This is a genomic window from Chitinophaga varians, assembly GCF_014529945.1.
In the GTDB taxonomy this organism is placed as follows: Bacteria; Bacteroidota; Bacteroidia; order Chitinophagales; family Chitinophagaceae; genus Chitinophaga; species Chitinophaga varians.
The window spans coordinates 641,702-657,298 of sequence record NZ_JACVFB010000002.1 but is presented as its reverse complement, the minus strand read 5'-3'; the positions used below and the strand labels follow the sequence as shown (position 1 = coordinate 657,298).

Here is a 15,597-nt window from a genome sequence, read left to right as displayed (position 1 = left end):
TTATTGTAATCAATTCCCCGGAGTTATGAAAGTCTTAAAAGCACTTGCCTGGATTGTAGGTCTTCTCTTGCTTGTATTGATTATACTCATTTTTGCTGCCCCAACCCAAATGCACGTGGAACGTACGGTGGAAATCAATGCACCGGCATCTATCGTATGGAATGATATTGTCCGCTTCGAGAAGTTCAATCAATGGAATACCTGGAAATTAATGGACTCTACCGCTGAATACACGATTTCCGGAGATGACGGTACTGTAGGCGCTGTAGATGCCTGGAAAGGGAAAAAGATAGGAGAGGGCAAGCTCCAGCATCTTTCGCTGGACCCCTATAAGTCCATTCAACAGAAACTGACCTTTATAACGCCGTTCCGCTCCGAATCGGATGTGTCCTTTCAACTCTCTGAGGCTGCGGGTAAAACCAAGGTGATATGGGGGTTCGACGCACATTATGACCGCCCGCGAAATGTGATGGCCCTTTTCATGAAAGGGGCCGTGGAAGAAGATTTTGCCAAGGGGCTCAACAACCTTAAAAGCATGGCCGAGGCCGACAAGAACGGTCCGGGTACGCCTAACGGTATCAATGTCTCCGTTCGTGAAATGGATTTCCCTGCCACTACTTACGCTGCTGTCCGTAAAACAGTGCCCTTTAAAGGGATCTCTAATTACTACCGCGCCAATCTGGAACAGATTTACAAAGCGGCCACTACCGCAAAACTACAGCCGGGCGTGCCCTGTGGGCTTTTTTATACCTGGGACGAAAGAAAACGGGAAACAGACATGGCGGCTGCCATACCGGTGCCGGAAGGCAGTACGCTGGGGCCTGGCTTCGAAATCATCAAACTACCGGCAGCAAAAGCAGCCTATGTGGATTACTACGGGCCCTACGATAAAATCGCCAATGCCCACGTGGCCATCCAGCAGTTCATAGAGAAAAAGGGTAAAAAGGTGATCCCACCCACCATGGAGATGTATGTGACAGATCCGGGCAAAGAAAAGGATAGTAGCAAATGGCTGACTAAAGTCATTTACTTTATGCAGTGAGTATTAGCACCAACGGAAAGAGATAAACGAAAAAGCCGGCAAAAATAAAAAGACTATCTGGCAGAAGCAGTTGCGTAGGCGGTAGGTTCAAATTCTATGATCTCGTACATGGCCAGCTGGTTTCTCTCCAGCGGATCTTCGCTCATGATTTGCTCCACTTCCTTACGGCTCGATGCCTGACAGAGGATAAGCGCGCCCGACTTGGGTTTCCGCCTTCCGGACAGAATAAACTTGCCGTTGTCATAATATTTTTGCAGGAACGCCGTATGCGCTTCCATAAAGTGCTCCACCGCCGCTACCGGGCGGATGTATTGCAGAAGGATCAGGAACATAAAGGTTTTTCGATGGTTTTAGATGTTTGTTTCATAGTAAGCAACAAAGGTATTAAACTATATAGAACCTAAATTATTGTATTGTGGCATAGTTGTCCCCCAAAAATAGGACATATAAGCTACAAAAATATGCGTACTTTCGCACCACCGAAATACCACGATTGTGGGAATGTGCCGACAGATGGTCGGTATCCCTACCATAGTCAATTTATTAACTCTTATATCTTTTATGAAAAGAACAATTTCCAAAGTTTTGTTAACCGCTGTAACCGCAGCGGTAGTGCTGTCGTCCTGCTCCAAGGTACCGGAAGTAAGTAAACACATCCCCAAAACAGCCGGCGTAGTAATTGACCTGAACGCCAAAGAAATTACCCAGAAACTGGCTACTAACGGGCTGACGATGGACAAGCTCTTCTCTGCCGTTCAGTCCAAAGACACTTCCAGCGAAGCCATGAAAGCCTGGAAAGATGCGGAAAACTCCGGTATCGATCTGAAAGGCCACTTCTTCGTGTCTTTTGTATTCCAGGGCCAGGCAGGTGACAACAAATCTTATATCACCGCTACTGCCAGCCTCGCAGACGCCGACAAGTTCGAAGGCTTCCTGAAAAAAAGCGAGAAAAACTTCTCCCTGAAATCCGGTAAGGACTTCAAATACATCATTGAAGAAGAAAGCAAAGGGGTCGTTGCCTGGAACAAATCCACCGTTATCTTCCTGACCAACATTGATCCGAACGGTATCAATAAATACGCTCCGGCCGGTACTCCCGGTCTGCCAGCCCCGGACAGCGATGTTCAGGCTGATACCGCCGCCGCAGAAGCCACTGCTACGCCGGCCGCACTGGTCGCTGCTGATGATGACGCTGCTACCAAAACCATGGTAGCGGAGGTAGATCACCTCTTCCACCTGAAAAACGACGAAACAGCCGGCGCCATCGAGCCGTTTGCTAAACTGCTGAAAGAAAATGCTGATATGAGCATCTTCGTAAATCCGGAAGCGATCTACAACAGCGGTATGCTGACCATGATCCCGGCCAACTTCAAAAAACTGATGGAAGGTACCTATTATACCGGTACTTCCAACTTTGAGAAAGGAAGAATCGTGGCTAACGGCAACTACTATATGGGTAAAGAAATTGCCAGCATCTTCAAAAAATACGGTAACAAGGAAATCGACCTGGACCTGCTGAAGAAATATCCTTCCCAGAACCTCACCGGTTTCATGTCTTACGCTTTTGACTTCCACATGGTAGGAGAAATCGTTAAATCTACCGGCATGGACGGTATCGTGAACATGTTCCTGGCTAAATCCGGCCTGTCTATGGACGATATCCTGAACGCCTTTGAAGGTCAGTTCACCTATGTGGTGTCCGACTTCGCTATCGAGAAGAAAGAATCCAAATACTCCCCCGGTGAATTCTATGAAGAGCCTACTTCCAAATGGATCTTCAACCTGAAAGTAGGTAACAAGGAAGCTTTCAATAAAGTAATGACTTCCCCGATGCTGAAAGAAATGTTCACCAAAGAAGGTGACCGTTATGTATACGCCAACCCTGCCATGGCAGCTGCTGGTATGCCCGCTGTATCCATCACCGAGAAATTCATCACGGTAGGTTCCGACAGCGTACTGCTGCAAGACTACCTGGCCGGTAAAGGCAGCCTGAAACTGCCTGAAGGCATCGAAGCCAAAGTAAAAGGCAGCATGATGGGCGGTTATGTAGACCTGGAAAAAGCAATCAGCGTAATTCCGGAAGATAAAGCCAACAGCGAAGAAGAAAAAGGTATCCTGGTAAGACTGAAAGGTCTCCTGAAAGACATGACCGTGGTGACTAAAGCTACCGGCGGAGACGTCTCCAAATCTGAAATCATCCTCAACTTCAAAAATAAGGATGAAAACAGCCTGGTACAGCTGATCAACTTCGGCACGGAAGCAGCTAAAGCCATCGAAGCTAAAAAAGCCAAAGAGAAAGCACTGGAAGACAGCCTGTTTGCCACACCGGTAGACACCCCTGTTGCTGTTGACAGCGCCGCTGTTGCTCACTAATCAGCAATAGTAGCTTTAAAATATTGATACGGGCCGGAGCAAATAAGCTGCTCCGGCCCTTTTTATTTATATTGGGAACTGTTAATCAGCTCGGCATATGCAAATTCAGATACAACAACTGATGCCCATCCCCCTGAAAGATAAGCTGCTACAGCGTACTTCAGGAATATGGAATCAGGATGTGACCTTCAGCCCCGGCAGCTTTGTCAAAATAAAAGCCCCCTCCGGTACCGGGAAAACAACCCTGGTACACTACCTCTATCATATCCGTTACGACTATACAGGCACGGTGCTGGTGGATAACCGGCCATGGCCAGCCTACAATAAAAATGAAGTGGCTGCTCTGCGACAGCAACAGCTCAGCATCATCTTTCAGGACCTGCGGCTGTTTGAACAACTCACCGCGGTGGAAAACATCGAACTGAAAAGGGTGATGCAGCCCAATCCATACTGCACCCCGGAAAAAATCAGGGAAATGGCCGCACAGCTCAATGTGACACATGTGCTGCAACAAAGCAGTAAAACACTGTCCTACGGCGAGCGCCAGCGTATTGCCATTATCCGGGCGCTGTCGCAGCCATTCCAATGGCTGTTGATGGACGAGCCATTCAGCCACCTCGATGAGGAAAATACCCGCCGTGCGGCAACCCTCATCGCAGCTGAATGTAAGGCCCGCAACGCCGGGTTTATTCTAACCGATCTGGATGATGATCAGCATTTTTCATATGATGTTCATTATCAGCTTTAATGTTATTCCATGCGCCCGTTTTTTGAACTGCTAAAGAAAATTATACATACCGGCATTGGCAAAAGCCGCTTTCTGATGGCCTCCGTTGGCCTCGGCATCGCCATGCTGCTGATACTGGTGGCCATACAGGTACATTCCAACTTTAACCAGTTGCTGTACAGCGCCAAAAACCAGAACGAAACCGCCGACTTCCTGGTGATCAATAAAAAAATCACCAACGCCATTATGGGACAAAGCGGCAAGAGCGCTTTTTCTCCGGAAGAAATAGATAAGATCAGAACTCAGCCCTTCGTACAGGCGTTTGGGTTAATTACCTCCAGCCGGTTTAAAGTGGTGGTGCAGGCGCCCGGTGACCTGCATTTTGCCACGGACATGTTCTTTGAATCGGTGCCCGACAGTTTTCTGGATGTAAAGAACGAAGACTGGAAATGGAATGTGGGCGATCGTACCATTCCCATTATCCTGCCCAGCGACTTTCTGAACCTGTACAACTTTGGGTTCTCGCTCAGCCAGGACCTGCCGCAGATTTCGCAGGAAACGGTGAAGGCATTACCGCTCCAGGTGGTCATTTCCAATAATATCACCTCAGAACAGTACATAGGACATGTGGTGGGTTTCTCCGACAGAATCTCTTCTTTTCTGGTACCCGCTTCTTTTATGTCCTGGGCCAATGAAAAATATGGCACCACCCGGGAAGCCCCTACGTCACGGGTGATCATTAAAACACCGGACCCTTCCAGCCCATCTCTGGTAAAGTTTCTGGACGATAACGGCTATACGACGAACCTGGACAAGCTGAAGTTCAGCAAAACCCGCCTGATTGTACAGACAATCGTATCGGTGATCGGCTTCTTCGGATTGATATTGCTGCTTTTTGCGATGCTCGTATTCAGTATGTTCATCCAGCTGATCATTGCCTCCTGCAAGCGGGAGATACAACTATTGGTCATGCTGGGCACGGCTCCCCGTCAACTGAAACGTTATCTGCTGAAACAATTTGTGCCACTATACATTATTATTGGTGTGGTGTGTGTATTGCTGCTGGCAGGGTTACAATATGTGACGGCCACGGTGCTGGCCAAACACGATATGGTGGTGAGCGTCTGGCCCGGCCCCGGCGTATTCGCAGGAACGGTGCTGGTACTGGGCCTCGTGTACTTCGTTAACCTGCTGACCGTCAATCGGTATGTCAATAAGGAATCCTAAAATCCATCCATATGAAAGCATTAGATAAAAAACTGGTGCATGTTGTAAACTTTACCCTGAAGCCCGGACTGTCTGCTGAAGACAGACGGCGTTTTGAAGCAGGGGTAAGCAGCTTGCATACCATAGATGAGATTGCCATTTTCAATGTGGGTAAACCGGCTCCGGTGGATGACGGGCCTACGATCGATAAAAACTATGACTATTGTCTGCTGTGTATTTTTGAAAATATCGAAGCCCACGACCGTTATCAGGTACATCCGGTGCATCTCCAGTTTATTGAGCAATGCAACCAATACTGGGAAAAAGTAGTGGCCTTCGATTCCGAAACCATTTGATCAGTCTTCCTGCAATGCCGGATGCGGCATAATAAAAGTAGCTTTCGCACGAGGGGAAACCAGCAGATAAGGCACCCAAAGGGCCATGCGGAGCAGTGGCCACAGGATGGAGTTGGTGTCCAGTAAATTTCCCTGCGTGCTTTCTCCAAAATAATGACTGTTAATCTTGTTAAAGACAAACAGATACAGGGTGGTGGCGAAGTAATAAGTCGCCAGCGCAAAAGGAAAAGTATCCCTTCTGTTGAAGAACAGTACTGCTAATAATACCGAATAACACAACAGGAAAACCCGGATAATCATTTCTCCCACCAGGTAGAGCTGTACCAGTGAGATGTTTCCCATATCACGGCGTGCAGACACTGTCGACCATATCTCATAGTTAAATACATCGGCTTTACAGAGGAACATCAGTTCATACATCGGGGAGAACACGAGCCCAATGGCGAGCAGCGACAGCCAGCCACCGATGGGAAGCGGTTCTAACGGGTACTGTACCGGCAGCACAGAATGTCGGTAATATCGCGTGGCGAGGTGGGCAAATACCGCTGCTGCACAGCAGGCCAACACAATTGCGAGCCAGTTGCCCCTGACTGCGGGGCCATTGGCAGGCTGCATCAACGCAGGTTTTAAGGAGAGGTCCAGCGAGGTGGTCTTTTGTATTTCCTTTATTTCCCGGGCATACTGTGGCATATAAGCCGCGGGTATATGGTCCCGGAAGGTTTTCAGGGAATAGGAGAGCACAATCTGTTTACCGGCCTGCGTAGCCGTAAAGTCAAACTGATAGTAATCATTTTTAATGTGCAACGGTGTTTCCTCCAGCGACCATTCTATCGGCGTGTTGATAATGATCTGATAATCCTGATCATACGGGTATTTAATGGCGAGTGGCACTTTCCGGTTTACATCGGTAACATAAGGCAGTATGTCAGATGGAGACTGGGCAATGACGGAGAACAGCAGTTTGTTGGTAGTGCTGTCTTTTTTCCAGAGGCGGTGTATTACATAGCTCTCGTGGGTACGTAAGATATTGCTGTCCGGGCTATCACGGAGTGAGAGAGAATCTTTCAGGGCCATATCGCCATAGAACTTCCGGTAGAAAGTGAGGAAGGTAGACTCTTTGTCTTTAAGGCTGGCAGCCGCCATGGCGGCTCTTTGACCGTCGGCATCTTCGCGGTACCAGGCGGTGTTGGCGGTGAGTGTACCGTCTTGTCCTTCTTCTCCCGGCAGGGTGATGGTTTCCCGGATAACGATACGGCCGCTGTTGATTTTGCGGATGGGCGTCAGCTGGGTAGTGGTATCTGTAATGACCAGTGCCAGCAGATATTCCGGTTCACAGAAGTCTGTGAGCGGGCCACGTTGATAAGACAGGGTAGCGTCCAGCCAGTAAGTTTTGCCTTTGAGCGTAGCGTAAACGATCGCATGGTTAAAGGCCGTTGGGGAGGGGAGTCGCTGGCTAACACCGTCTTTCAGGTCGGTATTCACGTAGGCCATATGGGCGTTGATGCCATCAGCATTGAGCAGGGTGCAGAACAGGAGTGATTTGTCTTTGCAGTCTCCGAAACGTTGTGTCAGCACTTTGTCGGGCGTATTGGGCCGATGGGAGTATTCTCCCATTTCGATGCCCATGTAGCGGATATCATCCTGCACAAAGCGGAGCGCTGCCTGCAAATAGGCTTCCTGGCTGGTGCCGGCCTGTTGTTTCAGGGCTGCAATTTTGTTTTTAACAGCATTCCCCGGCGGGGAGATGGTATTTATCCGCTGTGCCCATTGTGCTATTTCCTGCCAATTGTTGTATTCGCAGACCTGTACCCGTGCGAAGGGGTTGTACCAGGAAGGCAGGTTGCTGAAGTTGTCACCATCCTGTAGGTTGATGCTATGCCATTCGTATACGGTGAGTCCATTCCAGCTGCGTTGCTGGGGCAGCGCTGCCTGGTTGAACGCTTTGAAATGCAGCTGTCGGTCGGGACGGGTAATAATGTTGCGGTAAAAGTTAACCACCGGTTCTGAGGCAACCTGATAATATTCCTCATCTATTTTGTTATCGAAGATGGGATTGGTGCCGGTAAGTGAGTAGCTGTATTCTATCTGATCTCCTTTGCGTACGTCTTCCAGAATGAGGTAGGCGGTATAGGTACCGCTATAGATAAAGCGGGAGAGGTCTTCTTCCTGCTGCAGCACTTTAAAGGAGGCGCCGGCGAGGCGGTTGATTTCCTGGCCGTCTCGTTTGATGGTGATATGATGGAAAGTCAGTTTCTCGTATTGCGGATCATAGTCCACCGATATTTGGGAGCCGTTCTGTATGCCCGCTTCTGAAACGATTTGCCGGATATAATGATGGTAGCCGCTTTTCAGTTCTGCCTGATATTGGGTTTCAGCCACGAGGAGGTAATAGCCGTCGCTGACATGTTTGGCATTGGGTTTTTGCAGCAGATTGGGTTGCCAGGGGGCCAGCCAGGAAGGGGTAGGGCCGGTATTGACCGGTTTTTGACGGGCTTGTGTTACTGCCGGCACGAGTGCCAGCAGTAACAACAATATTTGTTTCAAGGTACGGGTCATGACAGGGGGTTTAAACGTTGATGGCAGCTCTATTGCTGTTCTGCTGTGAGCAGGTATACAGCAAAGGAGGCCAGCCAGTGTTCACCGGCGTAGTCGCCACTGGCTACCTGCGGGAAAGATGTCAGCAGGTGTTTGTCGGCGAGAGCCTGAATGGCCTGCTGATTTTTGCCACCGTGACGGGCAATCGCTTCCAGGCACCAGGTACGACTGAGATTGAGGCCGTCGAGGTGAACGAGTTTGCCATCGGTACGGTCTTTTACCTGACCGGGTTGCAGGATGGTGATCGGGTTCTGGAAGAGGCCCGGCAGGAAAGCGTATAGCCATGTCCGGTATTCCTTTTCGGGCATAATACGACGCATCAGATCGGCTTCTTCGAGGCTGGGAGAGAGGAAGTCGTATCCGCCGGGTTCCCATGCTACCGGAGCATTTTTGTCTTTCGCATAAAAGCGCATGGCAGCATCATGAATGGCCGTTTGCAGGGCTTTGTCGCCGGTAGTCTGGGCATAATCCCAGGCCAGGCACAGGCCGAAAGCCAGGTTGGTATGTTCGCCTACACGGATGGGATACATCAGTTTACCGAGGAAATCGACATATGCTGTAGCGAAGTGGCTGGCCAGTGGTTGTACATTCCGGCTAAGTTCCTTGCCCAGTGGGTCGTTCCAGGTCAGCAGCTCCCGTTGCAGCTGCAGCAGCCAGCTCCAGCCATAGATGCGTTCAAAGCTTTTGTTTTCTTTGCCTTTGAACAGTCGCAGCTCTGTCTGGATATTTTCAGCGGTGAGGTGTTGCGCCAGTTTAGTGCGTATCACCGTTGCTTTTTCCATATCGGGAAACATCTTCAGCAGGCGTACCAGCATCCAGTGGCCATGTACGCTACTGTGCCAGTCGAAACAGCCGTAGAATGCCGGATGATAGGTAGACGGAGCGCCCAGCAGGGTGCTGTCAGGAAATACCACCCCTGTTTTATAAGGAAAAGGGAGGTCCAGGCATTTCAGCGGCAGCGCTGCCAGCTGATTGGCCGTTTTAACCGTCATCTTAGGCAGTTGTGCTGGTGTCATGGGCTGTATTTGAGCAGTAGCGGTTGCTGTAGAAAAGCAGATAGCGGCAAGCAGGGTGATATATCTCACAGAAATTATCGGATTATCGGTTAAATAATAATTTCACATAAAACAGGGGATTGCCCAGCCTTTTACGGAGGTCTACCTCATGGAACATGCAGGTCATCAGTTCTTTCAGCTGTTTGTTGCGGGACCCCATTTTCATCAGCAGGTTAAACAGCCACGGGTATTTGATCAGCTTTTGCAGTTTGGTGCTGACTTCCATTTCTGGGCCAAGGATACGATAGATTTCCTGGTCGTAGCTGTTGAGGAAACTGTCGGAGTAGTCCTGGGCCGTGATGGCCGCTGCGGCCTGTTTGGCGGCTATCTGGCCGGAATACAGCGCGTTGCCGATGCCTTCGCCGGTGAAGGGGTCGATGAGAAAACCTGCATCACCGATCAGCATATACCGTTCGCCATGCAGTTTTCTTTTTTTGCTGCCCAGCGGGAGACCGTAACCATCGATAGAGCCTTCCAGGGTGGCGTTTTTAAAACGCTCTTTCATGATGGGGTCAGTAGCGAGGGTGTCCAGCATCAGCTTTTTCAGGTTCACCTTTTTATTGCGGACGGTGGTGCTGAGCATGCCCACGCCCACATTGGCTTCGCCATTGGGGAGCGGGAATATCCAGAAATAACCGGGCAACATGCTTTTCAGGAAGTGCAGTTCTATAAAAGCATCGGGATGCATGTCGGCCACACCTTTATAATAGGCGCGTAAACCGGCGATATAATGGTCCGGCTCCATTTTGATGCCTGCCACTTCTTTGGTGAAAGCAGAATGGGCGCCATTGGCCACCAGTATGAGATCGGCTTTTACCTTAAATTTTCCGTCTTTGTCTGACAGATGATAACCATCTGCCTGCAGTTCATATTTATCGATGCTAACCCCTTCGAACAAACGAATTTCCGGGCGGCGTTTCAGTTCATCCACCAGGAAGTTGTCAAAGTCGATGCGTTTGCAGACGAAACCGCGAGGGTCGCTTTTATCGTGCTGATAATCTGATCTATAAGGGATGTCCATACCGATGCGGTTGGGTGCTACGAACGTCACGCCCCAGCTGTCCATTTTAAAAACAGCCTGTTGTAACCGCTCACCGATACCTTTGTCGATTCTTTCAAGGATGGTTAAAACTTTTCCGCTGAGGCCATCACCGCATACTTTATCCCTGGGGAAAACGGCTTTGTCAACAACGATACATTCGATGCCCAGCTGTGCCAGTTGAAGGGCTGCGCAAGCCCCGCCTGGCCCGGCACCTATAATACAAACTTTAGTTTCCATTTTTTTAAGCTGATAACTTATACGTGATGGTAAGATACATAATTGTTAGCTCCTGATATCGTATATTTAAAATATTGAATATTAAAACGCTGTGGTAAAAACTTATCTTTACGGCCCTAAAAAAATACACAAATATGTTTGGTGATTTATTCGGCAAAGTGACGCAGATCCAACAGAAAATGAAGGAAGCAAAAGAGCGTCTGGCAAAAATTACACTGGAAGGTGAGGCTGGCGACGGTGCGATAAAAGTGGCTGTAGATGGTAACCGTCAGGTAAAAAGTATTGAAATAGCGGAGCGTCTGATGGCGCCTGAGCATAAAGAAGAAATGGAAGATCTGCTGCTTACTGCGCTGAACCGCGCATTGAAAGATGCGGAAAATACATGGGAAGCAGAGATGAAGAGCGCAGCCGGCGTGCTGGGCAACTTGCTCTAGTTCACGCAAAGCGCGCAAAGCAGCAAAGGCGCAAAGATTTTAAGATTAATAAGAAAGCAAAGGAATGGAGACCAATTTGATGTCCGCTCCTTTGCTTTCTTTGTTTTCTTTACTTATTTCCTTTGCTCCTTTGCTGCTTTGCGCCTTTGCGTGAAAAAAATTCCGGATTGCGTAAATCATTTTCCCTTTCCGCGGGTATATTTCGCGCGAAGGATCGTTTTTTTGTGGTTGGACAAATCTGATATGAAAGTTTTTTTTCGCCGTATTCACTTATACCTCGGGCTGGCGGCAGGCCTGGTTATTACCATCAGTTGCCTGACCGGTGCTTTGCTGGTATTTGAAAAGGAACTGACGGAAGCATTTAATCACAGCCGCTATTATGTACAGCCTGAAAAGGAACGGTTACCGCTGGACCAAATCGCCGAAATGGTGAAACAGCAGGTGCCGGGGGCGGGCATATCCCGTATACAGGTATATGCAGATCCTGCCCGCTCGCTGGCTATTCAGCTGGATGAGGGTAAGAAAGGAGATAAAAACAAAGGTGCCGATAAAGAAGCCCGTGCGGAAGGAAAGAAAGAGGCGGGCAAAGAAAAAGAAATGAAGCCGGCAGGTAAAGATGCAAAGGGTGGCAAAGAACCTAAAAAGGGAAAGGGCCGCACTGCTTTTGTCAACCCCTATACCGGTAAAGTGATTGAGCTGTACAGCTACCAACAAACCTTCTACTATCAGATATTTTCTCTGCACCGCTGGCTGCTGGCTGGTGATACCGGCAAAATAATCACCGGCATCAGTACCCTGATGTTCGGTTTCATTCTCATCACCGGGATTATATTATGGTGGCCCAAAACCCGTAAAATCCTGCAACAACGTCTAAAAGTGAAATGGGATGGCGGCTGGAAACGGCTGAACCATGATATGCACATCGTACTGGGATTTTATGTCAGCATCTTCCTTTTTATATCCGTCTTTACCGGCCTTACCTGGTCGTTTGAATGGTTCAATAAAGGACTGTTTGCAGCACTGGGTGCTTCTCCCAAGCCCATGGAGGCGCCGGCATCTGTGGCTGCGCCGGCAACCGTCAACAACGTTTCTTACGAGGCGGCTTTGGCACAGGTGAAACAGCAGGTTCCCGATGCACAATATTATGCGGTAGCGATGCCTAAAGACAAGGAAGCGTCGATACAGGTTACCCTGTTGCCTGCCGGGGCCCTGAATGAAGCGGCTACCACCAGTTACTACCTCGACCAGTTCAGTGGTCAGGTGTTGAAATCCCAGACGTTCAGTGAAAGAAATCTCGGCCAGAAAGTACGTGGCCTTATCAAACCTTTACACACCGGTTCTGTCTTTGGATTGCCCTCTAAGATTTTCGCCCTGCTGCTGGCTTTGCTGGGCGCTACCTTCCCCACTACCGGTACTATCCTGTGGATCAACAGGACGATGAAGAAAAAGAAAGCGGCTAAAAACAAACGCAGCGTCACCACACCGCTGGCTGCTGCCTGATTTACCATAAAAGATAATGAAAGAGAAGCCTGGAGCCACTTACGGCGCCAGGCTTTTTGTTTATGGCTGTTGCCGGCTTTGCATTTTTGGAAAACACCATGCAGAAACGGAAGGCTTTTTTGCTTTGGCATCATCATCATAATTGTTAAAACCCCTTGCCCCGCTGCATTTTAACGTTTTAATGCTGTTTGTGGAACACCGTTTGGCATACCCTATATAGTAACAACGATCAGCCATGATAAACCAATATGAAGTGCCGGCTTATATAGAAGATCATATACCGGCACTTAAAAAAGCCCTTCATCAGTTTCCGGCGATATTTCACATATACGACACCGTGGGGTGTTTCAGTGAATACACCGACAGACAGCTTCGGGAGCAGAATTTCCCGATCGCCGGTAAATGCCTGCAGCTGGCCGGAAAACTATATGAACGCGGTAACGAAGTGGTAAAAGGGGCTATCACCCGGGTATTTGTGCCGGCACTCAGTAAAGTGCCACTGGGCGATGCCGTCAACCGGATCAGGATTTATGGCCTGATACCGGATGCGATTTATGGTCTTTACATACAGCAACAACTCATTCACAATGGAAACAGATGAGGAGATAATTGTCAGGGTAGCGACCCCGGAAGACGTGGACTTTGCGCTGCCCATTGTGGCCGAAATGGAATCCTCCGCCAAGGCCAGGGGTACCGGTATTGCCAAACGGGACCCAATGGATATCAAGAAGAAGATCCTGCAGGGCAATGCAGTCATTGCATTTACGAAAAGTGGTTTCTGGGCGGGATTCTCTTACATACAAGCCTGGCAGCATGATGGCTTTGTATCTAACAGTGGGCTGATTGTGGCGCCCGAGTTCAGGGGACTGAAAGTGGCGGCGGCCATCAAAAAGAAGATATTCGAGTTAAGTCGTTTTTTATATCCATCCGCAAAAATTTTCAGTATCACTACCGGTTTACCGGTGATGAAATTAAACAGCCGGCTGGGATTCAAGCCGGTTACCTATTCCGAAATTACTACTGACACCCATTTCTGGGAAGGGTGTAAGAGCTGCATTAACTATCCTGTGCTGGTGGGTCATCAATTCGCGAATTGCCTGTGCACCGCTATGTTATTTTACCCGCCGGAACTGAAAAACCCTGTTCTGTTAAGTACAGCCGATTGATATGAACCGGTGATGCGTCTGCATTGCCGGTTCTTTTTTATGGCGTTACCTGAATAACCAATAGTTTATTGATTTTCGTGGGGGAATTGCGCAGGGTGCCGTTAAATTTCAGGTAATAAGTGCTGATGACCGCTTCGGGTAGTTTTTCCAGATGGGCTACCTGGTTAAAAAGTGCCTGGCCGCAGTATTTCCTGACGTGCTGCTGCAGGCCCTGGAGGGTGGCGTCGTCTGGAAGCTGATTCGTTTGCGCGGAGGTATACTTCCGGCAGATGAAAAAGTTATTGGCTTCCGGATGCAGCTGTTGCCAATCGCTCCGGTGATGTTTCCATTGGCGGAGCAGCTGCCGGCCCACGCGGGCACTGGTTTCAAAACGTTGCCATACTTTTATTTTTTCCGCTTCACCGGTAGTGATGGCCAGCATCTGACCTTCGATGGTACGTTTGGGGGCGAGTAAGAAATAGAGGGTGTCAGGATGTTTTTCAAAGTCGTTACGCTGCTGGTCTGCCGAAATCCAGTCGAGAGAAAAATAGCTGTCACCGAAACGCACATACGTAGTACTGTCGCGTGCCACCACAGAAACTTCATTGGACGCAACTTTCTCCGCTGATGGTGCCGGGAGGGCTATCAGCTGCATGGTATCAATTTGGACAGGTCTTTCCTTAACAGGTGTTTTTGATTGTTGGCAGGCCGTCATCAGCAGGGATGCCGGCAGAACAAGCTTTAACAATGTTTTCATAGTATGTGGGATCGTGTAACGAACATTGACGTTTATTACATGTCCCTGGCCCTGTCAGTTATTCGACACTAACGGTATCGGCTGTACTTATCTGATTGTCTTTGTCTGTCAGGGCCTGCCACAACACATCTTTCAGCTCAGAGATTCCCTGTTGGGTGACAGAGGAGATAAATACATGCGGCACATCTTCCGGCAATTCTGCTGCGATGGCGGCTTTCAGTTCGTCATCCAGCATATCGCTTTTACTGATGGCCAGCAAAAACTGTTTATCCAGGAGCTCGGGATTATACTGTTCCAGTTCATTGACGAGCACTTCAAATTCTTTACGATGATCGGCGCTGTCGGCTGGAATCAGGAATAATAATACGGCGTTTCTTTCAATGTGTCGTAAAAATCTGTGTCCCAGTCCTTTACCTTCATGGGCACCTTCAATGATACCGGGAAGGTCTGCCATGCAGAAGGACTTGTTGTCACGGTAAGCTACCATCCCCAGTTGAGGGGTCAGGGTGGTAAAAGCATAGTCCGCCACTTTGGGTTTGGCAGCTGTAATAGCAGAAAGGAGAGTGGATTTACCGGCATTGGGGAAACCTACAAGTCCTACATCGGCGAGTACTTTCAGTTCCACCACTTTCCAGCCTTCCTGTCCTGGCATACCGGGTTGGGCATATTCCGGCGTCTGGTTGGTCGCCGATTTAAAGTAGGCGTTACCGCGGCCGCCCTGGCCACCGGGGATCCAGATCACTTCCTGACCGTCGTGGAGAATTTCTGCTTCCACGCGGCCTGTTTCTTCATCTTTGGCAGTAGTGCCCAGCGGTACTTCAATGATAATATCCTTTCCAAAGCGACCTGTGCAGTTGTCGCCGCTGCCGTTTTCACCATCTTCCGCCAGCAGGTTTTTGTGCCAGCGCAGGTGCAGCAGGGTCCATAACTGAGCGTTCCCCCTCAGGATCACGTGTCCGCCTCTGCCACCATCGCCACCATCCGGACCGGCCTGGGCATTAAATTTAGTACGCATGAAATGCATACTGCCTGCGCCGCCTTTACCAGACTTACAAAATACACGGATATAATCTACGAAGTTCGCTTTTTCCACTGATCGATATTTTAAACCAAATATGGCTACTGCCA

15 protein-coding genes are annotated in these 15,597 nt (G+C 49.1%); 9 read left to right on the top strand and 6 right to left on the bottom strand.

Annotated elements, in window-relative coordinates; translation table 11 throughout:
* Positions 1–25 precede the first annotated feature (25 nt).
* Complete coding sequence (locus ICL55_RS10495; RefSeq protein ID WP_188096778.1) at positions 26–1,042, top strand: SRPBCC family protein; 1,017 nt, start codon at positions 26–28, stop codon at positions 1,040–1,042.
* A gap of 53 nt (positions 1,043–1,095) precedes the next feature.
* Here the strand turns inward: ICL55_RS10495 and ICL55_RS10490 are convergent, their stop codons facing one another.
* Positions 1,096–1,374 (bottom strand): YciI family protein, encoded by a 279-nt coding sequence (locus ICL55_RS10490; protein ID WP_078669760.1) that lies wholly within the window; start codon positions 1,372–1,374, stop codon positions 1,096–1,098.
* A gap of 229 nt (positions 1,375–1,603) precedes the next feature.
* Between ICL55_RS10490 and ICL55_RS10485 the strand changes: the two genes are divergently transcribed.
* The 4 genes from ICL55_RS10485 to ICL55_RS10470 all read left to right on the top strand — a co-directional run bounded on the left by ICL55_RS10485 (position 1,604) and on the right by ICL55_RS10470 (position 5,704).
* Complete coding sequence (locus tag ICL55_RS10485; RefSeq protein WP_188096776.1) at positions 1,604–3,415, top strand: DUF4836 family protein; 1,812 nt, start codon at positions 1,604–1,606, stop codon at positions 3,413–3,415.
* Positions 3,416–3,512: 97 nt separating this feature from the next.
* Positions 3,513–4,163: an ATP-binding cassette domain-containing protein gene (locus ICL55_RS10480; RefSeq protein ID WP_188096774.1), complete on the top strand. Its 651-nt coding sequence runs from the start codon at positions 3,513–3,515 to the stop codon at positions 4,161–4,163.
* Between the two features lie 9 nt (positions 4,164–4,172).
* A complete protein-coding gene (locus tag ICL55_RS10475; protein WP_188096772.1) occupies positions 4,173–5,369 on the top strand; it encodes an FtsX-like permease family protein in 1,197 nt (398 codons plus the stop codon).
* Between the two features lie 11 nt (positions 5,370–5,380).
* Positions 5,381–5,704, top strand: coding sequence for a Dabb family protein (locus ICL55_RS10470; protein ID WP_188096770.1), 324 nt, complete (start codon positions 5,381–5,383; stop codon positions 5,702–5,704).
* Here the strand turns inward: ICL55_RS10470 and ICL55_RS10465 are convergent, their stop codons facing one another.
* From ICL55_RS10465 to ICL55_RS10455, 3 genes are all read right to left on the bottom strand, one after another.
* Positions 5,705–8,260 carry a DUF3857 domain-containing protein gene (locus tag ICL55_RS10465; protein WP_188096768.1) on the bottom strand — a complete coding sequence of 852 codons (2,556 nt, stop codon included), beginning with the start codon at positions 8,258–8,260 and terminating at the stop codon, positions 5,705–5,707.
* Positions 8,261–8,289: 29 nt separating this feature from the next.
* Positions 8,290–9,315, bottom strand: coding sequence for a DUF2891 domain-containing protein (locus ICL55_RS10460; protein ID WP_188096766.1), 1,026 nt, complete (start codon positions 9,313–9,315; stop codon positions 8,290–8,292).
* An 82-nt stretch (positions 9,316–9,397) separates the two neighbouring features.
* The gene (locus ICL55_RS10455) at positions 9,398–10,633 is read right to left on the bottom strand and encodes an NAD(P)/FAD-dependent oxidoreductase (RefSeq protein WP_188096764.1); all 1,236 of its coding nucleotides are present in this window, start codon (positions 10,631–10,633) and stop codon (positions 9,398–9,400) included.
* A gap of 134 nt (positions 10,634–10,767) precedes the next feature.
* On the opposite strand from ICL55_RS10455, the gene ICL55_RS10450 reads away from it, so the two are divergent.
* From ICL55_RS10450 to ICL55_RS10435, 4 genes are all read left to right on the top strand, one after another.
* The gene (locus ICL55_RS10450) at positions 10,768–11,067 is read left to right on the top strand and encodes a YbaB/EbfC family nucleoid-associated protein (RefSeq protein ID WP_188096762.1); all 300 of its coding nucleotides are present in this window, start codon (positions 10,768–10,770) and stop codon (positions 11,065–11,067) included.
* Positions 11,068–11,310: 243 nt separating this feature from the next.
* Complete coding sequence (locus ICL55_RS10445; RefSeq protein WP_188096760.1) at positions 11,311–12,567, top strand: PepSY-associated TM helix domain-containing protein; 1,257 nt, start codon at positions 11,311–11,313, stop codon at positions 12,565–12,567.
* Between the two features lie 235 nt (positions 12,568–12,802).
* Positions 12,803–13,168 carry a DUF7674 family protein gene (locus ICL55_RS10440; RefSeq protein ID WP_188096758.1) on the top strand — a complete coding sequence of 122 codons (366 nt, stop codon included), beginning with the start codon at positions 12,803–12,805 and terminating at the stop codon, positions 13,166–13,168.
* A complete protein-coding gene (locus ICL55_RS10435; protein ID WP_188096755.1) occupies positions 13,155–13,733 on the top strand; it encodes an N-acetyltransferase in 579 nt (192 codons plus the stop codon). Before ICL55_RS10440 ends, ICL55_RS10435 begins: the two co-directional genes overlap by 14 nt.
* 37 nt (positions 13,734–13,770) lie before the next feature.
* Here the strand turns inward: ICL55_RS10435 and ICL55_RS10430 are convergent, their stop codons facing one another.
* Both ICL55_RS10430 and obgE read right to left on the bottom strand, forming a co-directional pair.
* Positions 13,771–14,469: a hypothetical protein gene (locus ICL55_RS10430; protein ID WP_188096753.1), complete on the bottom strand. Its 699-nt coding sequence runs from the start codon at positions 14,467–14,469 to the stop codon at positions 13,771–13,773.
* A gap of 58 nt (positions 14,470–14,527) precedes the next feature.
* Entirely contained in the window at positions 14,528–15,562 is a 1,035-nt protein-coding gene (obgE, locus tag ICL55_RS10425) for a GTPase ObgE (protein WP_188096751.1), read from the bottom strand.
* Positions 15,563–15,597 lie beyond the last annotated feature (35 nt).

Coding starts and splice junctions, on each gene's coding strand:
- ICL55_RS10495 (WP_188096778.1), top strand. CDS start 26: ATGAAAGTCTTAAAAGCACTTGCCTGGATTGTAGGTCTTCTCTTGCTT.
- ICL55_RS10490 (WP_078669760.1), bottom strand. CDS start 1,374: ATGTTCCTGATCCTTCTGCAATACATCCGCCCGGTAGCGGCGGTGGAG.
- ICL55_RS10485 (WP_188096776.1), top strand. CDS start 1,604: ATGAAAAGAACAATTTCCAAAGTTTTGTTAACCGCTGTAACCGCAGCG.
- ICL55_RS10480 (WP_188096774.1), top strand. CDS start 3,513: ATGCAAATTCAGATACAACAACTGATGCCCATCCCCCTGAAAGATAAG.
- ICL55_RS10475 (WP_188096772.1), top strand. CDS start 4,173: ATGCGCCCGTTTTTTGAACTGCTAAAGAAAATTATACATACCGGCATT.
- ICL55_RS10470 (WP_188096770.1), top strand. CDS start 5,381: ATGAAAGCATTAGATAAAAAACTGGTGCATGTTGTAAACTTTACCCTG.
- ICL55_RS10465 (WP_188096768.1), bottom strand. CDS start 8,260: ATGACCCGTACCTTGAAACAAATATTGTTGTTACTGCTGGCACTCGTG.
- ICL55_RS10460 (WP_188096766.1), bottom strand. CDS start 9,315: ATGACACCAGCACAACTGCCTAAGATGACGGTTAAAACGGCCAATCAG.
- ICL55_RS10455 (WP_188096764.1), bottom strand. CDS start 10,633: ATGGAAACTAAAGTTTGTATTATAGGTGCCGGGCCAGGCGGGGCTTGC.
- ICL55_RS10450 (WP_188096762.1), top strand. CDS start 10,768: ATGTTTGGTGATTTATTCGGCAAAGTGACGCAGATCCAACAGAAAATG.
- ICL55_RS10445 (WP_188096760.1), top strand. CDS start 11,311: ATGAAAGTTTTTTTTCGCCGTATTCACTTATACCTCGGGCTGGCGGCA.
- ICL55_RS10440 (WP_188096758.1), top strand. CDS start 12,803: ATGATAAACCAATATGAAGTGCCGGCTTATATAGAAGATCATATACCG.
- ICL55_RS10435 (WP_188096755.1), top strand. CDS start 13,155: ATGGAAACAGATGAGGAGATAATTGTCAGGGTAGCGACCCCGGAAGAC.
- ICL55_RS10430 (WP_188096753.1), bottom strand. CDS start 14,469: ATGAAAACATTGTTAAAGCTTGTTCTGCCGGCATCCCTGCTGATGACG.